18 protein-coding genes are annotated in these 19,394 nt (G+C 50.3%); all 18 read right to left on the bottom strand.

Annotated features, from left to right (window positions below; all coding sequences use genetic code 11):
• The 18 genes from metG to aceK all read right to left on the bottom strand — a co-directional run bounded on the left by metG (position 1) and on the right by aceK (position 19,326).
• Entirely contained in the window at positions 1–2,073 is a 2,073-nt protein-coding gene (metG, locus tag KF749_02380) for a methionine--tRNA ligase (protein ID MBX2989995.1), read from the bottom strand.
• Positions 2,074–2,088: 15 nt separating this feature from the next.
• The gene (holB, locus tag KF749_02375; GenBank protein MBX2989994.1) at positions 2,089–3,216 is read right to left on the bottom strand and encodes a DNA polymerase III subunit delta'; all 1,128 of its coding nucleotides are present in this window, start codon (positions 3,214–3,216) and stop codon (positions 2,089–2,091) included.
• Between the two features lie 14 nt (positions 3,217–3,230).
• The gene (locus KF749_02370; GenBank protein MBX2989993.1) at positions 3,231–5,318 is read right to left on the bottom strand and encodes a BamA/TamA family outer membrane protein; all 2,088 of its coding nucleotides are present in this window, start codon (positions 5,316–5,318) and stop codon (positions 3,231–3,233) included.
• Positions 5,319–5,493: 175 nt separating this feature from the next.
• Positions 5,494–5,718, bottom strand: coding sequence for a DUF2795 domain-containing protein (locus tag KF749_02365; GenBank protein MBX2989992.1), 225 nt, complete (start codon positions 5,716–5,718; stop codon positions 5,494–5,496).
• Positions 5,719–5,757: 39 nt separating this feature from the next.
• Positions 5,758–6,708: a M23 family metallopeptidase gene (locus KF749_02360; GenBank protein MBX2989991.1), complete on the bottom strand. Its 951-nt coding sequence runs from the start codon at positions 6,706–6,708 to the stop codon at positions 5,758–5,760.
• 280 nt (positions 6,709–6,988) lie between these two features.
• Positions 6,989–7,999: an HPr kinase/phosphorylase gene (locus KF749_02355; GenBank protein MBX2989990.1), complete on the bottom strand. Its 1,011-nt coding sequence runs from the start codon at positions 7,997–7,999 to the stop codon at positions 6,989–6,991.
• Positions 8,000–8,019: 20 nt separating this feature from the next.
• Entirely contained in the window at positions 8,020–8,352 is a 333-nt protein-coding gene (gene raiA / locus KF749_02350) for a ribosome-associated translation inhibitor RaiA (protein MBX2989989.1), read from the bottom strand.
• 35 nt (positions 8,353–8,387) lie between these two features.
• The gene (xerC, locus tag KF749_02345) at positions 8,388–9,299 is read right to left on the bottom strand and encodes a tyrosine recombinase XerC (GenBank protein ID MBX2989988.1); all 912 of its coding nucleotides are present in this window, start codon (positions 9,297–9,299) and stop codon (positions 8,388–8,390) included.
• Between the two features lie 21 nt (positions 9,300–9,320).
• Positions 9,321–11,696: a type I DNA topoisomerase gene (gene topA, locus KF749_02340; protein MBX2989987.1), complete on the bottom strand. Its 2,376-nt coding sequence runs from the start codon at positions 11,694–11,696 to the stop codon at positions 9,321–9,323.
• Complete coding sequence (locus KF749_02335) at positions 11,696–12,151, bottom strand: DUF494 family protein (protein ID MBX2989986.1); 456 nt, start codon at positions 12,149–12,151, stop codon at positions 11,696–11,698. The genes topA and KF749_02335 overlap by 1 nt, the downstream gene beginning before the upstream one ends.
• Positions 12,148–12,582 (bottom strand): rRNA maturation RNase YbeY, encoded by a 435-nt coding sequence (gene ybeY, locus KF749_02330; GenBank protein ID MBX2989985.1) that lies wholly within the window; start codon positions 12,580–12,582, stop codon positions 12,148–12,150. The genes KF749_02335 and ybeY overlap by 4 nt, the downstream gene beginning before the upstream one ends.
• Entirely contained in the window at positions 12,579–13,094 is a 516-nt protein-coding gene (locus KF749_02325; protein ID MBX2989984.1) for a hypothetical protein, read from the bottom strand. Before KF749_02325 ends, ybeY begins: the two co-directional genes overlap by 4 nt.
• A gap of 81 nt (positions 13,095–13,175) precedes the next feature.
• Complete coding sequence (locus tag KF749_02320) at positions 13,176–13,376, bottom strand: cold shock domain-containing protein (GenBank protein ID MBX2989983.1); 201 nt, start codon at positions 13,374–13,376, stop codon at positions 13,176–13,178.
• 127 nt (positions 13,377–13,503) lie between these two features.
• Positions 13,504–14,400, bottom strand: a complete 897-nt coding sequence (locus KF749_02315; protein MBX2989982.1) for an MBL fold metallo-hydrolase — start codon at positions 14,398–14,400, stop codon at positions 13,504–13,506.
• Positions 14,397–14,903, bottom strand: a complete 507-nt coding sequence (locus KF749_02310; protein ID MBX2989981.1) for a gamma carbonic anhydrase family protein — start codon at positions 14,901–14,903, stop codon at positions 14,397–14,399. The genes KF749_02315 and KF749_02310 overlap by 4 nt, the downstream gene beginning before the upstream one ends.
• 4 nt (positions 14,904–14,907) lie before the next feature.
• Positions 14,908–15,753 carry a DUF3108 domain-containing protein gene (locus tag KF749_02305; protein MBX2989980.1) on the bottom strand — a complete coding sequence of 282 codons (846 nt, stop codon included), beginning with the start codon at positions 15,751–15,753 and terminating at the stop codon, positions 14,908–14,910.
• A 7-nt stretch (positions 15,754–15,760) separates the two neighbouring features.
• Positions 15,761–17,377: a S41 family peptidase gene (locus KF749_02300; GenBank protein MBX2989979.1), complete on the bottom strand. Its 1,617-nt coding sequence runs from the start codon at positions 17,375–17,377 to the stop codon at positions 15,761–15,763.
• 197 nt (positions 17,378–17,574) lie between these two features.
• A complete protein-coding gene (gene aceK / locus KF749_02295) occupies positions 17,575–19,326 on the bottom strand; it encodes a bifunctional isocitrate dehydrogenase kinase/phosphatase (GenBank protein MBX2989978.1) in 1,752 nt (583 codons plus the stop codon).
• Positions 19,327–19,394 lie beyond the last annotated feature (68 nt).

Genomic DNA, 19,394 nt, shown 5'->3' with positions numbered 1-19,394 from the left:
TCAACGAACTACGCTTCCGCTGGCTATTTCGCCCGAAGGGGAAACAACGAACAGCCTGCCATCGTCATCCGATGCCGCGAGAATCATCCCTTTCGACTCCTGACCCATCAGCTTTGCAGGCTGCAGGTTGTACACCACCACAACACTTTTGCCGATGAGATCCTCCGGCTTGTAGTGTTTTGCGATGCCGGCGACAATTTGCCTTTTTTCCTTGCCGATTTCCACCTGCAGCTTGAGCAGCTTTTCCGATTTCGGGACCGCCTCACATTCAAGTATCTTCGCGACTCGCAGTTCTACTTTCTTGAAATCATCGATGGTGATCGACGGTTCCTCCTCAACCTGCTTTGCTGCCGCGGCCGGTGCCTGTGCCGGTTGTTGATTTGTAGTCTCGCGAATTGCCTGTTCAATCACGTCGTCCTCAATTTTGGTGAAGAGAATCTCGGGTGTGCCTAATTTGTGGCCGGAGGGAATTACAGCCGACCCGGCAGAGCCCCACGACTGTGCTGCGGCCGCTCCTTCAAGCGCAAGCATGCGCCAGATTTTCTCGCATGAAGAAGGAATAAATGGAAACATCAACACAGCAAGCGAGCGGGCAATCTGTATGCTCACGTTGATAGTAGTCGCACAACGCGGGGTGTCGGATTTTGCTGTTTTCCATGGCTCGCTGTCATTGAAATACTTGTTCGCGGCACGGGCAAGGTTCATCACTTCCAGTAATGCGTCACGAAAACGATATTCTTCAAAGCACTGTCCGGCCGCGGTCGGAGTCGCCTTCAGCGCATCAAGGATGGTTTGGTCGAGCGATGTAATGTCACCTCGTTCGGGCACAACACCGTTGAATGTTCTGCCGGCAAACGCCAGTGTTCGATTGACAAAATTCCCAAGAATATCGGCAAGCTCGTTGTTATTTTTCGACTGAAAATCCTTCCAGTAGAAATCCGAATCACGATACTCCGGCAAGGATGAGGCCAGGTAGTAGCGAAGCGGATCGGCCGGAAACCGTTCAAGAAAATCCTGCACGTCAATTCCGATGCCGCGGCTCTTTGAAAACTTCTGACCCTCGAAGTTGAGAAATTCGTTGGCGGGCACATTCCCGGGCAACACATATTTCTTCGGATGCGTTTCGTTCCACGCCATAAGCATTGCGGGAAAAACGATGCAGTGAAACACAACATTATCCTTCCCGATAAATGCCACATACTTCGTCGATTCATCGAGCCAGAATTTTTTCCACTCATCCGGCTTGCCTATACGCTGCGACCATTCCTTCGTGGATGAGATATAGCCCAGCACGGCATCAAACCAAACGTACAGAACTTTGCTCTCATAGCCGGGCAGCGGAGTCTTGACCCCCCAATCCAAATCCCTCGTAACGGCGCGATCCTGTAAGCCCTCCTTGAACCATGATTGACAGTACTTCAGCACATTGTCTTTCCATCCGTCGCGCTTGTTGCGGGCATCAATATACGACTCCAGTTTCTTCTGGTAATCCCCCAGAGGAAAGTAGAGGTGCGACGTTTCGCGCAACACGGGAACTTCGCCCGAGATTTTGCTTTTCGGATTGATCAGTTCGGTCGGATTCAGATACGATCCGCAACGTTCGCATTGATCGCCGCGGGCTTCCGGGTTGCTGCACACGGGGCACGTTCCTTCCACATAACGGTCAGGAAGAAACATGTTTGCTTTTGGATCGAAAAACTGCCGTTCCTTCTTCTCCCTCAGAATCCCTCGTTTATGGAAATCAAGGAAGAATTCCAATGCAGTCACGTGATGCAAAGGCAACGAAGTCCGCGAGTAGTTGTCGAAACTCATGCTGAACCTCTCAAACGCCGCTTTGTTCATCGCGTGATACCGATCGACAACCGCCTGCGGAGTGATGCCTTCCTTATCCGCAGTAAGCGTGATGGGAACGCCGTGTTCGTCGGAGCCGCAGATGAAGACGACCTCACGACCCTTCAGCCTTTGAAACCGGACGTAGATATCGGAAGGCAGGTACGCTCCCGCCAAATGTCCGAGATGGATGGGCCCGTTAGCGTATGGTAGTGCGGCAGTAACCAGAATACATTCAGCCATGGAACCTGATGCCGTTTATATCCGTTGCAATGATTGTTCAAGGATAGCACGCCGCAGCCTCACTGTAAGCTGAATAAGCGTGAGAAGAATGTAGCCATTTTTGTAGATAAGAGAAATAGACTGTTCAACGGCATTCATTACGCCATTGAGGTTCGCATCCGGAAATTTCGCAGTGAATCTCTTCAGATCATCTTGCTGATCGAGATTGATAATGCTGCCGCCCTGGAGCAGCACAAAAGCATCACGAAACCATACAAGCATAAGCGTCAGGAAACGAACAACAAACTCCCGGTCCTTCGATGATGCCAACTGCTCAACCTGTTCCGAGATAGCCACAGCGTTGCCCGTAAGCGTTGTCCGGACAAAATTCACAACATCCTGCCGCAATGCCGCTACATCATCCTTCAACAATTCCAATGCACGGACGTAGCTGCCGTTAGCGAGTCGTGCCACCAGCGTTGCCTTGAGATCATCAACCAGCTCGCGTTCCATCAGCGCAGCCCGGATGTCAAGTTCTGTCAACGGGTCAAAACGAACAAGCTGACATCGTGAGATGATTGTTTGCAGCAACGTTTCGGGGCGGGATGTTGTAAGAATGAGAAGCGTATCACCGGGCGGCTCTTCAAGAGTTTTGAGCAACGTATTGGACGCCTCATCGCCCATTTCGTCGGCGTTGGAAATGATGAATACTTTCTTTCCGCCGTACAACGAGCTCATTGCCGACTCGCGGCGAACTTCCCGGATACTGTTGATCTTAATGATGTTTGCTTTCGCTATCGCTACGCGGTGATACGGATTTTCGCCTTTACGTCTGTATTGCTCCTGAACAGATTCAACATCCGCCGCAGTGAGTTTTTCCATCGGCGGATCGTCGCTTTTTTCGCTTTTCCCCACGGGCAATGCGGTGATGAGCTTGACATCGGGATGCTGAAGCGTGTTCAACTTCAGGCATGAGGCACATTCCCCGCAGGCGTTTTCTTTCTCCTTTTCACAATGAAGCGCGCGCGCAAGCTCGAGAGCCATTGCATCCTTGCCGACGCCTTCGTTCCCTGCGAACAAATAGGCGTGCGGCAGCCGCCCGGTGCGCAATGCGCTGAGCAGAATGTTCTTAACACGTTGTTGCCCGATAACCCGATGCCACATAGTTCGTCCAATTATTAAAAGGCGTGACCGATGCCGAAATGGAGTACGCCGAGGCGGAGTGTCTCACTCCAGAACTTCCGCTGCGTTACCCAGTTCTTTCCGCTGACGCTGCCTCGCGGGTCGTGGATCTGAATTCCGTAGTCAATCCGAAACGGACCGAAGAACGTATCGTACCGGATTCCGAACCCGGCTGCAATGGCGGTAGTTCGAACCTGCAGATTTCTCGTTTCCGCCCACACGTTTCCGACATCAATAAAAAGCACCGTCCACAGTTTGTCCCAGAAATCGTCCCTTAAACTTTGCAGAACATTCGTTCGAAGTTCCAGACTTCCCTCGGCGAGAACATTGCCCCCCAACTGCGGATTTCCTCCAATACCTAAATCACGCGAGCGCCACCCGCGGACGCTGCCGCCGCCTCCGGCATAAAAGCGATGAGTTTGCGGAATAGTTCTTGTGGAATCAGAGAAACTCATGCCGTACTTGCCTTCGTAGCCGCCCTTCAGCTTGAGTGCGAGAATGGAAAACCGGCTGCTTCCGGTGAGATCAAGATACCACCGAAGGAGGAAACTTGTTCGATAGAACTGCGTGAACGGCAAATCAGGCCGCCACCGTTGGAGAATGAGAGGAAGCAAGCCGGATTCCTCCAATGTGAGAGAATGGAAGAACCCGCGGGATGGTGAAAAAATATCATCCGTCATATCCCGTTGGATTGTAAATGAGAGAATCGAGTTGAATTGCTGAAGCGAATCCTGCAATTCAAGATCGCGAAGGCCGCGTAGCACCTCAAGATTTGTCGAGTCAATAGCTATCGAGCTTTTCTTCTCCAGGCTGACAAGCTGTGTTGTCCAATCGAGATATCCCGTTGTGAACTCCGCAAACCTGTTGACGAAGCCGAACTTGTTTTGCAGAATGCGGTTGATGTAGAAAGTCTGCTTGTCCACAATTGCCGAAAACGACCACGAGCCCCTGATCTTGTTCGAAAAAATGTACGGCTGGATGAGTTCAAAGGTCAGGTCGGCGTTGGCAATTGCATTGTTGTTCGCGTTAAACACATCAGGAAAATCCCTGAAATTCCGCGTCCGAAAGCGAAGATGCGTGGTGAACGTCCGTGCTCCGCTGAGAAAGTTTCTGTTCGTATAGCCGATACCGGTTCCGAGTGTGAAGTTATTGTTGTCGTCACTGCCGAACAGAACCTCCGGAGCAAGCTCGTGTTTGTCGCGGGGACGAATCTTGACATGTGTCGTCACATGGATCGATTCAGGATTGGGGGCAGCGTCGGGAAACGCGGTCTCAATCCAAGCGCGGTCAAAAATGCCGATTCGATTGAGATTGCGCTCGCTGGCCTTGAGTTTATCGAGACTGAAGTCCTCGCCGGGTGTGTAATCGAGCTGGCGCAGAACATCTTCTTCCCGGATATCCTCCCTGATAGGATCCAGTTCTTGCTGAACCGTAATCTCCCCGAACCGATGGAACTTACCGAGTTCAAATTGCAGAACCACACTGAAATTGCGTGTACTCGTGTAATACGTTATCGTAGAATGCTGTCGGGCAAAAGCTGCTTGCCCGTGGCCGTTATTCTTAAGAACCTGGAGAACGTGCCGAACATCCTCCTCGATGAGGCCCTTGTTGAACGGATCGCCAACCGCAATTTTGCTGTCTGATATGATTTCTTCGAGAACTGCCGGCGGGACATCAACAATTCCTCTGTAAACAAGAGTATCGATGACAGAACGATATCCCTCATTAATGCGGATACCGACGTCCATGACACGTTCACGCTCGGTGAACGAGAGGAGGCTGTCGATCTTCACTTCTTGAAACCCGTGATCTTTGTAGAATTGTCGGAGGCGATCGAGATCTTCAGCGAGCATCCGCTCGTCGAGAAACTCACTCTTCCTTCCCAGTCGTTCACTTATGCTGTTGTGAAGAAACTTGTTGATGAAACCGGGCGTTTCCCTGGTTTGAATTTGCTGCAGCAACTCGTTGTTGCTGAAGGTCTCGTTCCCTTCGAACCTGATGGAGGCTATTTCGTAATCAGAAGGAATGACCTGCGCCAGAGTGGAGGAGGGCAAGAGTATTGAAAGCACGGCGAGTACGTTCAAGCACAGAGCCGCAGCAGGAAGGTATCCGAAGCAGCGGTTCAGGACTCGATATGTTCGGGCGCGTTCAGCCTTCATGGCAAGGTACGGTAAAGAAACACAAAACCCATCCCGACCACTCGGAATGGGTTGCACCAATGGTGGATTGCTCTAAGTGTATCAAGGGAGGTAGTGCAGGTTAGTATTCTCCCTCATCCTCGAAGAAAAAGTCTTCATCCGTCGGATAATCGGGCCAGATTTCTTCCATACTTTCGTACGGCTCTTCGCTGTCTTCCAATTCCTGGAGATTTTCTACAACCTCAACCGGCGCGCCGGTTCGAACCGCGTAATCAATCAACTCTTCCTTCGTCGCAGGCCATGGAGCATCATCCAAATACGAAGCAAGTTCCATCGTCCAAATCAACGCTGTACCACTTCCTTTCTAAAGTAATTAACACTACGTTCACTTTGCATTCGCCAGCTGCGCACGGTAACGGGTCGCATCCACGTCATCGAAGAAGTAATCAACCGGGTTTTGCTGCCGTCCGTTCAAGCGGACCTCGTAATGCAGGTGCGGCCCGCTCACCAAACCCGAACGACCGACCAGTCCAATAAGTTCCCCCCGCTTCACGCGCGCACCCTGTCTTGTCTGAACCTTCGAGAGATGGGCATACAGTGTAGTATAACCGTATCCGTGGTCGATCTCAACTACGGAGCCGTACCCGCCCATCGTCCTTCCTGCAAAGCGAACCATGCCGTCGCCTGCCGCATACACTGGCGCGCCAATATCTGCTATGATATCGACCCCCTCATGCATTCTCCATACTCCCAGCACCGGATGTACTCTCATACCGAAACCATTTATCGAATAAGGTCCTTGCGCGGGCTTGATGGCGGGCAAATGTTTGAACTTGGTCTGGTTTGCAACATACTGCCTGTTGATTTCTTCGTAACTTTTCTTCTGAAGTCGTACCTCGCGTTCCAACTTCGAAAGGATGTCGTATGAACTTGCCAGAAGGGTTCCGGCTTCACGACCAAGAAACCCGAACTCGGCAGTATTCAAGGAGCCGCCAACCGAGGCTTTCCGTGTTTCCGAGTCGATCGTTTTCAGATCAACCATCAAACGAAGTTGATTGCTGTGATTTGCAAGCTCGACCAGATTCTTTTGAACTGATGCTGCCTTTGCCGTCAATTGCCGGAGTTGATCTTTAAGAACGGTGTTCTCGGTGGCAAGATTGTTTTGGTGTGTGACGTTGAGCGGATCGCCCAGAAGGTAGTTGATTCCATAGAATGCACCGAAGAGTGCACATCCAAGTACAACTACAGAAAGCAGAGCTTTGGTTTTGAAATACTTGACTTCGTGATAGCCGAGCGTCGAATCAGAGAAATAAAAAATCTTGATCTTCCGTAGCACTGACACCTCTCGTGTTTGCTTCATGCTTCAGTGAATTTGTGTCTCTCCCCGAAGCATAGATTATACAAATTGGATGCCTACGTTGGCGTTTGGTCCTTGGAATCAGAAAAAAAGAAGAACTGAAAAACAAGGTGTTGGGGCGTGCAACTCTTTACGGGCTGTGAAATTATAAAAAAACCCTCATGATTTGTCAAGGTGTTTTTTCGGTATTAGAGTTTTTTAACGATTTTTCCCCGGGGAGAAACGCGTACGCTCTTTCACGTAGGCAAATATGCCCCTTCTACTCGAAATCGTGCTCAAAGTAGTTGATGGCCCTGTTCCCCTTCTTCTTCTTTTCCGCGATCGTCCCCTCCAATCTCTTGGCAAGCTCTTTCGCCGCGTCGTATCCGTAGTGGCGAAGTAAGTAGTTCAAAGCGATCACCTCGGTAATGACGGTGACGTTTTTACCAGGGAAAATAGGTAAACGCACGTGGGGAATTTCCACTTCAAGAACAGGAACCGTTTCATCATCCAACCCCGTTCGTGTATATTCCTGCCCGGCCTTCCAATCCTCCAACTCAATGATAATTTCAACTCGCTTCTGAAAGCGAATGGCACGAATCCCGAACATACTGCGAACATCGATGAGTCCCAACCCGCGAATCTCCATGAAGTGCTTTACGAGATCGGTTCCCGATCCCATAAGGATTCCCTCTCCTTTGCGCGTAACGTTGACAACATCGTCGGCCACGAGGCGATGGCCTCGTTCAACCAAATCGAGCGCAATTTCACTTTTGCCGATACCCGATCGCCCGATAAGCAAAACGCCGATTCCGTACACATCAACAAACGAGCCATGCAAGACAATCTGCGGAGCGAATTGATCGTCCAGAAAGTCCGCAATGAAGTACGATATCTTTGTTGTCTCGAACGATGTCCCGAATATCGGAACATGCTTCCGGTCAGCCACGTCCAGCATTTCCGGTTCCAGCGTATTGTTATCCGTCAACACAATGCACGGAATCTTAAATTCCAGCAATTTCGAGAATGCCGAGCGGCGCTTTTCCGGGGGCAACGATTTGAGATAGTTCACCTCCGTGTTTCCGATGATCTGCACACGGTCGAATGTGAACAATTCAACGTAACCGGCAAGCGCAAGCCCCGGGCGATGAAGATTTCTGTCGTTTATCTGATTGTCAAACCCGTCATCCCCGTTCAGCAGCCGGAGCTTGAACCGCTCCTGGTTCGCTTCAAAAAATGAGCGTACCGTAATATACTTCTTGCGCGTTTCTCTGTTCTTGTCTGCTTTCACCCGTGTACTCCCAAAGGCGTTCACACTTTTTCTTGAATTCGACGCACTTTCGTCTTGTCTTTCCCGCGCAATTTTGATTTATATTTGCTCAGTTGTCTTCCCAGTTTCTCTACTGTGTTGTCGATGGATTTGATGTAATCGTTGGAACCGTGGTGCGCGAGCAATTTTGTTCCGTACACATGAAGTCCGATCTCGGCAGTCTTCACGCTATTGACACCCCGCTCGTAAAACAGAATAATATCGGCCCGCACAATGCCGTCGTACAGCTTCTGCAACTTCTTCACTTCTTCAATTGCATATTCCTTGATCTCGGAATGAGCTCTGAACCGTCGTGCCGTGAAATTAATATCCATGGTAGGTTCCTTTCACTTGCCAATAAGTTGTGGAATTAGGATGCTTTCGGATGTGCCTGAGTGTACACTTTCTTGAGACGCTCTACGCTTACATGCGTGTATATCTGCGTTGTTGCAAGGCTCTCGTGCCCGAGCAGCTCTTTCACCGCACGCAGGTCTGCCCCATGATCGAGCAAATGTGTTGCAAAGCTGTGACGCAACACATGCGGACTCTTCTTCTTGATTTCAGAAACACGGCCAATATACCTGTTCATCAGAACATTTACCGCTTTGGGAGAAAGCCGCTTGCCGCGCAGCGTAATAAAGACGGCAGCCCCTCCCGTTTCGTCGTGAAACTTTCCGTGCAAAATGTGATGACGCGACTTCGAGTATTGCTTCAGTGACTGCTTTGCTTGCCGCCCCAACGGAATGATTCGTTGCTTGCTTCCCTTGCCCGTCACCTTGAGTGTTGCATCGGAAAGATTGACATCCTTCCAATCGAGGCCTATCAACTCGCTCAAACGTATTCCCGATCCATAGAACAACTCGAGTATCGCACGGTCACGCATTCCTTCCGGTGTGGAGATGTCCGGCTGCTCCATCAATGCCGACACATCCGCCTCGCTCAGAACAGAAGGCAGCGGCTTGCTTAATTTCGGCGATTGAACCGATGTCGCCGGGTTTGTTGGAACGATTTTCTGCTTGCGTAAATATCGAAAGAACGACTTCAGACAAGCGAGTTTCCTTGCAATGCTGCGCCGTGAAAATCCCTGTTCTACCAAGTCATGAAGAAACAACCGGATAGTGACCTGATCAACCTTCGCTACTGCAACACCTGAATCGGAAAAATGTCTCCTCAGAAAATCGGCAAACTGCCGGAGATCGTCTTCGTACGACGCAACGGTATGGGGTGAGTAGTTGCGCTCTCCCCCGAGCGAGGACAGAAATGTGCGGACGTATTCTTGCATCACCTTGCGAAGTGCACGTGGTTAACCGGCAACCTCTTCGCTGACTTCTTCTTTTGCCACTTCGGCTTTGCAGGCGGGACACAACAGAAAATCGCCCCGGGTTTGTGTGAACTTCTGAACCATGTAGGGATTTCCGCATGTATCGCAGGGGCGGAGAACAGGCCTGTCCCACGATGCAAAGTCACAATTCGGATACTTTGAACATCCAAAAAAGGAACGCTTCCGTTTCGTTTTCCGCTCAATCACATCACCTTCCTTGCACTTCGGACATTTCACGCCAATGCCAATCGGGCGAGTACTGGTACAGGTCGGGTATTGCGAACAGCCGAGAAACGCCCCGAACTTTCCGCCCTTCACCACCATATCCGCGCCGCACACATCACACTTCACCCCTACGGCGTGCTTTAATGCATCCTGATCTTCCTTGAGCGGTTTTGTTGTTTTGCATTTTGGATAACCGCTGCACGCCATAAACCGGCCGTTGCGCCCCCACTTGATAATCATCGGCTTGCCGCACACTTCGCACAACTCATCGGTGGATTCCTGAAGCGACTTCTTGATGTCCCCGGCAGTCTTGTCGACAGCAGCAAGGTCATCCATAAACGGATGATAGAAATCCTCCATCGCCTGCTGATAGGACTGCTCGCCGGTAGCAACCGTTTCGAGTTCATCCTCCATCTTCGCCGTAAACTCAACATTGAAGAGATGAGGAAAGCTTCGAGTCAGAATCCTGTTCACCGTCATCCCGAGTTCAGTCGGATACAGGCGTCGTTCTTTCGACTCGACGTATTTTCGCGCCTGAATCGTATCAACAATCATTGCATATGTACTCGGACGTCCGATGCCAAGCGCTTCGAGTTCTCTAATAAGCGAACTATCGGTATACCGCCCCGGAGGTTTTGTGAAATGTTGGTTGGGAAGGATGTTCGTCAACGAGGCTTTGTCTTCCTGCTTCAAATTATCCGGAAGCTTCGATTTCGGGTCCTGGTCACTTTCGGTATCTTTTTCCGATTCATCCACAATATCATCATACACCTGCAGGAAGCCCCGGAATTTCGGAATGGAATCGGTTGCCCGGAAAAGATAGTCTCCTCCCGCAACATCGACGGTGGTTTGCTCGAATACTGCCGGATTCATCTGGCACGCAACAAACCGGTTCCAAATCAACTCATACAGTTCATACATGTCTTTGTCGAGAAAGCGTTTGACAAACTTCGGCGTGTATTTGATTGATGTCGGGCGGATTGCCTCGTGCGCATCTTGCGAACTCTTCCCCTTCTTGAATTGTCGGGGCGTCTCGGGAACATACTCCTTTCCGTAGTTGGAAAAGATGAACTCACGAACGTCCCGAACGGCATCATCGCTCAGCCGGGTTGAATCCGTTCGCATGTAAGTAATCAACCCGACCCGGCCTTCATCACCAAGGTCCTGACCTTCGTACAATTTCTGCGCAAGCATCATGGTACGCTTTGCGTTGAACCGGAGACGGCGGGCAGCTTCCTGCTGCAGAGTGCTGGTAATAAATGGTGCGGGAGGATTGCGTTTGACAGGCTTGCGTTGAACATCAGCAATGCGGTACTTCTGCTTGTTGATGTCGTTGACATACCCCTCGGCAGTTTTCGTGTCGCCGATCTTTGGATCTGCACCGGCAACTTTGAAGAGCTTGGCAAGAAACGGGTCGCTTCCTTGTACCTCGAATTCGCCAACGATTGACCAGTATTCTTCGGGAATGAACGACCGTATCGCCTCTTCTCGCTCGCAGACAAGCCTGACTGCAACCGATTGAACACGGCCTGCCGAGAGAACACCAAAAAACATCGTCTTCCAGAGAAACGGTGTCACCTTATATCCGACGAGCCGATCCATGGCACGGCGAGCCTGTTGTGAATCCACGAGTCTCTTGTTGATCTTGCTCGGATTCTCCATCGCTTCGGTGATGCCGCGCTCGGTAATTTCGTGAAACAATACCCTGTATACATTCGTGTTGACGTCTTCAATTTCCTTGGCCAGATGCCATGCAATGGCTTCGCCTTCGCGGTCAGGGTCGGTGGCAAGATAAATGGTTGATGCTTTTGCCGCGTGCTGGCGCAGTTTGACCAACACTTCGTCTTTGCCTTTGATTGTTTCGTACGAAAGAGCAAACCCGTTTTCCACATCAACGCCCAGTTTGCTTTTGGGGAGATTTTTGATGTGACCCACCGATGCCTCGACGAAGTAGTTCTTGCCGAGATATTTGTTGATGGTTTTTGCTTTGGAGGGAGACTCGACAATAATCAGCGATGTGCCGGCTTCGGGTTCCGGTTGAGCCTTCTTTGCACGCGCCCTCACGGTTTTCTTCTTCTTCTCCTCAACCTGCACTTCGCCGTTTGAGGGTACTGCTGCTTTGCGTTTTGCCATTAATGAACAGTATCGTTGTTATCAAGAATCGAACGGCTTTCATGCCACTTGCTTGGACGCGCAAACAGCACTGAAGCTGCAATCTCCCGCACTTCGTACATGGTAAGCTGTTCCAATCCGGACATCATTGCCCGTTCGATAACATTTTCCAGATCACGATTGTCGAGCAGTCCTACTTCGCAGAGTTGCATCAAGTAGCCCTGCGCTTCGGTGGACATCATCAGTTTTTCCGCCTCATGCAAAATGCGGTGAGACTCCTTTGCCGGAAGCGCCCCGCGCACAACAATGCCGTCTTGAACAGGCATGTTATCATACAGCCAACTGAATGCAGCACTGATCTCGGTTTGCGTGTATCCCCTCCTCTTCAGGACTTCAAGGTCGATGTCGCTGAGACGTTTGTTTGCTTCAATCTCCGACATGAGAATCACCAATATTTCCACGACACGTTCTTTCATATCGCATTTTCCTTCTTCAAAGGAAACCAATGCTGTACGTGCAAATCTTCCATGTTCTTCAGTACGCGCTGCGTTCGCGTTGTCGTATCGTCATACCCGATCAGGTGAAGCGCACCATGAATAACAAGCCTGGCCGCTTCATTGGAAAGGCTTACGCCGTATTCACGCGCCTGCTTTCTTGCCTTGTCGAGATTAACGTAGATTTCGCCCTCCAACACCGGCGTTGATTCGAGAGCAAAACTTATAACGTCGGTTGAGTAATTATGGTTCAGATAGCGTGTGTTGATAGCCTTGCTGTAGCGTGAATCGATGAAAATGACCGTTATATCCGACTTCCTTTTCCCCATAACCCGTTGTACGTACCGCTCAATCCGCTTCTTGGGAAGCCGGTATTTGCGGTGAGCGTTAATCACAGTAACCGCAGCTATCACACCCTGCTCTTTCCTGACTTTCTTCTTTTGTTTCTCGCCGCAGTCCGGTTTGTTCGTGATTTCCTCGGTGGTGCGACAGACCCTTCCAGAATACTGTCCGTCAGTGAGAGTGCAATCCCGGACAACATCACTTCGGGGCCGAGTTTTGTGAAATCTCCGGAAAGCAATTCACGATCGACATTCGCGTACAAGGAACATCCGCCTCCTTTTTCGATGATCAGGCCCGAGAGTTTTCCGTCGTGTTCCCCGATGAATGTCACCTCGCCGAGCATTTCGCTCACAACAAATCCCGAACAGAAATGTAACTGCAAATGAGACGATTCCGTGTACACGGAAATCAGATTCCCTTTCTCATTGCCGATACGGATTTGCGGGAAAATTTCCAGGGCAAGCCTTCGATGCGGATCCGCTCCGCCCACTTCATAGCGATAGTTTGCGCCCATCACTTTCGGACGCGCGTTTAGTAACTTGCCGATTCTTCTGACGTCAGCCGGCGAAAAAGTAAACGACATGGTTCTCTCATCGAAAAAACAACAAAACCCCGACGCAGCATCAATACTCGGGGTTCATGACATTCTGGGACTGAACGCTTCTCATACGAGAACAACATTCATTGCCTGGGGACCTTTCTTACCGGTCTTGATTTCAAACTCGACAGCGGCACCCGGCTGCAGACTCTTCAACTCCTTGTTCTGCAGACCGCTCACGTGCACGAAAACATCTCCCCCGGATTCTGTTTCGATGAAGCCATACCCCTTTTTCTCATCGAACCACTTGACTTTGCCGCGTTCCATCAGCGTTCCGGAATGTTGTGAGGGTTTGCGAAGTGCCGTTGCGAACTTGCGGCAATATAAACAGCATCGGAGCGATTGTCAAGAATTTTCTCCGAAACGTCGGCGTTACGCGAAGGCTGAGTACTCATCACCACTGCAACTCCATCCCTTCTTCCGCCGCGAAGCATTCAAACTTGTAGTCGCGGTTCTTCACTTCCTTCTTGCAGGTCTCGACAATTTCGTCAATTTTCTCGTCGCTGTGTGAAGGATCGTGATGGAAGAGAATCAGTTTCTTCACCTGAGCTTCTGCCGCAACCTTCAAGGTAAAGAGATAGTGCGAGTGTCCCCAGCCGACACGATTCACGTATTCTTCCGGCGTGTAGGTTGCATCATGAATCAGAATATCCGCACCGCGGGCAAAATCGAAAATCCGTTGGTTCGGGTCCCCTTTGCTTTCGGAGTACTTGTCCGTGATAACTTTCTCGACGTTCTTGAGCGAGCGTGCGACTTCCCGATCAAACGGCTCGTTGTCACTGATGTAGACAAGTGAGCGTCCCCCCACATCAAGTCTGTAGCCGAGAGCAAACGACGGGTGATTTACATAGATCGACGTCAGATCGGCGTCGAAGATCTGCGTCTTCCCTTCCCTGAGCGGGCGGAAGTTTATCTTTGCTTTCAGTTCGTTGAGCTGAACCGGAAAATAGATTTTGTTCATCTGGTCGGCAACCATCCGCCGCAACGTAACATCCTTCGATTGGGCACCCATAATAGTCAGTTCGTTTCCGGAAATGAACGCGGGCTTGAAAAACGGAAACCCCTGTATGTGATCCCAGTGCGGATGTCCGATAATTACGTATGCGTTGACCGATTCCCCTTTTGCCGTCAAGGCTTCGCCGAGGCCGCGAATGCCCGAGCCGGCATCGAGTATCACCAGCTTGTCGTTCTTCAACCGGACTTCAACGCAGGGGGTGTTGCCGCCGTACCGGACGGTATCCTTCCCAGGAGTTGGTATTGAACCGCGGGTCCCCCAGAATTTCAGTCTCATGAACGATATCCCCTTGCGTACTCAACGTAGCGCAACGCCGATTCACGTATTTGCCTTTTTTCTTCTTCCGTCAACGGGCGGATGACTTTCGCGGGCACGCCCGCAACAAGCACTCCTTCAGGCACAACAAAATTCTGCAACACCACAGCTCCGGCTGCGACAAGCGAGTGCGACCCAACATTTGCATTATCCAGAATCACGGCGCCCATCCCAATCAAACAACAATCGCCGACTGTGCAGCCGTGAATGATTGCCCGATGCCCGACTGTTACATCATTACCGACAATCACGGGATACTCCTCCGTCACATGGAGAACAGAGCAGTCCTGTATGTTGGTTCTCTCCCCGATTTCAACACGATTAATGTCACCCCGGAGCACCGAATTGAACCAAATGCTTGAGTCCTTGGAAAGCGTTACATCTCCAATCAGCCGGGTTCCTTCGGCAACAAATGCAGTCTGATCAATTATTGGCGAGATACCTCTGTAGGAAATGATGGTCATAGCGTCAGTTCTTCGCAACGGGAGGCTTCCAACCATCCCTTTTCCATTGCATAAGCTCAATCGTTACGCTTCCGAGAATCACCTTCATTTTTGCAATAATGGGAATACGGGCGTCGTCATTACTGAACCACCCCTCAAAATCCCCGGTGAGCCCGAAAATTCCGGTAAATTCCATTGTTCCCTCAAATCCTACCGCATCTACCGGGTAGTCAATGAGATCGTACTCCACAGCGCGTGACCTACCATGGAATTGGATTGTTGTATAGACTTTCTTCTCTTTGACTATGGCGGGAATAACATGCCTTTTGCCGGAGAACAAATGGTCACGGGCGTAGAAGAACAACGAAAGCCCGTCTTGCGTGCTCCCGTCGAGGAAGAGGGTGTCCCGCTTCTCAACAAGCGTATCCTTGCTTCCGGATTCGAGGTAGGCAAGTTTCTTCACATAATCAAAAGTATAGCGGCCAAAATTCCAGTAATCACCATCCCTGCTCTTCCCGACGAAGAACCGGGAAAACACTTCGCTATCTATCAGACTCTCAAAAACCGCATTCAGCTTTACGAAAGGTACTTTCTTGTATGAATCGATGTAAGCTATTGTCTGATAAGCAACTGTACCGTTCGAATTCAACTTCTTAATGGTCTTAATTCTTACCTGCCCGAGGTCAAATATCCCATACCTGACGTTGTAGATCAAGTCCTCGCCTTCGACAAGAACATGTGAGGCCGGTGTGTGTTGCTGGCTGGATGATGGAAACGGGAGCAGCACGAGTATCAATAAAAAAACGGCAATGCGACCAAGTGCACGGCCGTTCGTGGTACATCCGATGCTGTTTTGGGAGAGATGTAGCAAGTGTAAACTACTTCAAGCTTGTCAGATTTTTCGAAATTCTCTCAGCTTCGGGGAACAAGCTCATGGCTTTTGCAAACTGATTGTCTTCCTGCAACATCACGCGCGATGAGCCAATATTCCCCCAGATTGCCCTCGCGATGTTCGCTTTCGTAAAGGCCTTAATGTAACGCAGATCCTTCTCGTACGATTCTTGTTTGAATTCAATCCCCTTTGCCTTTGCAACTCTGAGAAGTCCTTCAACCATGTCAACAGTCACTTCAAAATTGCGGGCAAACTTCCTGCTGTCGCTGCTATAGGTTTTCCGCAACTCAGCCCCTTTGCTATCCATGTATTTGTTGGCATAGTCGAGGTACACCTGACGGCTGCGAAGCTGTACAGCATATTCGCCGAGCCGCTCGGCTTTGATAATATAGTCTGGTGTAATTCCACCGCCACCGTACACAACCCTGCCCCCGGCAGTTTTATACTTTGGACGGTTGGTATCCTTTTCGGCAGTGTGTGTTATGTTTTCGCCTTCTTCCTCATTCTGCTCGAATGCTTCCCGCTGGTATTTTGCTTTGTCTTGAGAATAGGGTCGCTGAATCAATCGTCCGCTGGGTGTATAGTATCGTGCCGTGGTCAACCTGAAGCCTGACCCATCCGAAAGGTCGAATTGGCGCTGGACAAGCCCCTTGCCGAAGGTGGTTTCGCCAACAACCAAACCCCTATCCCAATCTTGTACCGCTCCGGAAACAATCTCGCTTGCGGACGCTGAGACGTTGTTTACCATCACCACCAGAGACACATCCGCAAACTTGGCGGAACCGGAGGAGAGATACTCTTCATTGAATTGCGGCAGACGGCCTTTCGTATAGACCACCTTCTTTCCCCTCGGCAAGAGTTCATCAACCATCTTGAACGCCTGATCGAGATACCCGCCGCCATTATAACGGAGGTCGAGCACGAGCCGTTTGAGACCCTCCTGCTTCAGCTTGCTTACCGCCTCCACAAATTCGGAGTGTGTTGTTGAAGCAAAACGCGTAACGCTTACGTACCCAACTTCTTCATTCACCATGAAGGCCGCATCAACGGTGTACAACGGAATCTTGTCGCGGATAATTTCGAAATCGAGCTGATTCGCAATGCCGGCACGCGATATGGAAACCTTCACCTTTGTTCCCTTTGGGCCGCGCAACTTCTTCGGCACAGCATCTTGAGAAATCCCGACCGAAGAAGTATCATTGATCTTCACAATCTTGTCGCCCGCCTCGATGCCGAGCGCTTCGCTGGGTCCGCCGACGATAGGCGTAACTACCATCAACGTATCGTTGAGAACAACAAACTCGATTCCGATTCCTTCGAAGCTGCCTTGGAATTGTTCTTTGATGGTCTGCATTTCCGAGGCAGGTATGTACACCGAATGGGGGTCAAGTTCTCCCAACATTCCTTTGATTGCGGATTCTGTGAGCTTTTTGGTGTCAACATCCTCAACGTAGCTCTTTTGGGCCATGCTGAGAACATCCTTGAACTTATTGATCTGTTCGTAGATGTTATCTCCCGAAATAAGCTGGTTGAGCCACGCTCCCGCCACCAGACTCATTACCACCAACAACCCGACGCTCAACAGCGAAAATCGCTTTCTCATAAGAATCCCCAAAAGAGTACTAAAAACTGAAGAATGTTGTTCGCCCACACTTCTTCTAACATTCAAATCGAAGGTTGAGTTCTCAAGCGAGTATATCCAAATATGCCTACAAAGTCAATAAAAAGCCCCACTCACGCAAGAAAGGGGGGCCCGTTGAATCCACCCGGAAGAGAAGAATGGATTGATCGGGCATTCTCTCACTCCCCCCGGAAGCGCTTCGCTCTGTCATACGGAATCACGTCGAAGATTTCTCCTTTGCAAAGCTTCCCGGTCAGATTCTTCCAGAAATCAAGAGTATAGAGATCGCCGTGAACCGACTTGAACACGCCCCTCAGCGGATGCGGAATGCCGGAGTACCGCTCAATCTCGTCCATGAAAAAATCATCTTCCGTCGCAAGAATCCGGTTTTCTTCGGGCTCGCTTTCCTGCAGTTCATCACGAGGCTGCGGCTTCTCGCGAAACCTGATACGCTCAATCGGCAACACATCATCATAGTCGTACAAAACAACACGCCCCCATTGCGTGACGCCGTAGTTCCACGTGTTGAACAAATCACTGGGAAAAACGCCGCTTGCAGCAAGATCCTTCAGGAAATATCCGAAGTCAATCAACACATGACGGATGGCTTCAGGATTCTTTTCGTTACGAAAATACAGAGGCAACGGAACCACCTTCCTCTGCACATACACATGTTTGATGATGACATAGTCTTCAAGAATCGTCACGTTTCTCGTCACCGCCTGTTGAAATTCTTCCAGCACCTGGCTTGTGAAACGCTTCTTCTTGAAGCGCAGATTCTCAAACTCCTGGGTGTTTACCATTCTCCCTGCAGGATCGCGATGCGAAACAAATCCGTACTGGTAGCGAACCCTTTCCTGCGTGATGACTTTCGAGGTTTGATTGTTGGACCGAAGAAAGCAGGGGCGATCCTTAATGACTTTGAACACGAAACCGTAATTCGGTAAGGTGAACACGTTCATGACGGCTCCCTCCAGTCCGGGTGCAATCACGAATTGTTCTTTCGAGACGTGAACGTACCTGTGAAGATCACGATAGAATCCGGTTTTGCCATGATGATTGTAGCCCAGCGAGATGTACAATTCCGACGTTTGCGATTGCGGAATTATCGAGCGAAGAAATTGGATCAGCGCATCATATCGCTCGATATCCACAAAGAAATAGGAATAGGCAAAACTGAAAACAATACCGGCTTCCGCTTTCTCCAATAGCACGGTATCCACATGAATTCCCGACTCGCCGTTGACAAGTGGAATAATAAGCGGAAACGATTTGTCGGAAGCGTTGATCCTTCCGACGATATACGCTTCCTTGTTGCGGTAGAAGATCGCCTTTACGACATCTATTGAGAAGGAGTTTTCGGCGCCGATTACAGGCCAGAGATGCAGATCGATTTCCTGTGCAACGAGGCCGACATCACGATCAAGATCCTCAAATCCGACACCAAAGGAACAATCATCGAGGATGAGTCTGATGAGAGACTCAGTATCTAAGCTTCTCGAGTAAGATTTGTACACCGACTCCACGGCATACGGCGCATGCGGTTTCGGATGGAGGTAGAAAAACTCGACGTCGCGGTTCAGGCCGACGGTACGCAGCATCCTTCTCGTTACAGAGTTGAAGTAGGTTTCACCGCGGCCAATATCGTAGCGTCGCGCCAACAGCGCTGCAAACCGGGGCTTGGCATCAACCCACAACGGCGTTTCACGTGCCTGAGACCCGATTGAGGTATCAAGCTTCCTGACAACTTGATCGAGCGAACGTTCGTACGAATCCAGCCGCTCGATTGCATCATGCCTCCCGCCTTGCCAGTCCCGCTGCTCGAACCGGTGTTTTGCCCGGCGCGTGATGGACCGGAATGCGGCATCAAAGGCTTCAAATGCTTCCAACACTATCTGCGCAGCAAGTTCGGCTGTGTTGTTCGTTGACATAGATGATCGAGGAAAGAACTGAAAGCGTACAGTGAGGGGATGTTGCACGAAGGATAGGGAATGCGCGG

The organism is Bacteroidota bacterium (genome assembly GCA_019637975.1).
Classification (GTDB): Bacteria; Bacteroidota; Ignavibacteria; order UBA10030; family UBA6906; genus CAADGV01.
This window is presented reverse-complemented; position numbering and strand designations above follow the sequence as displayed.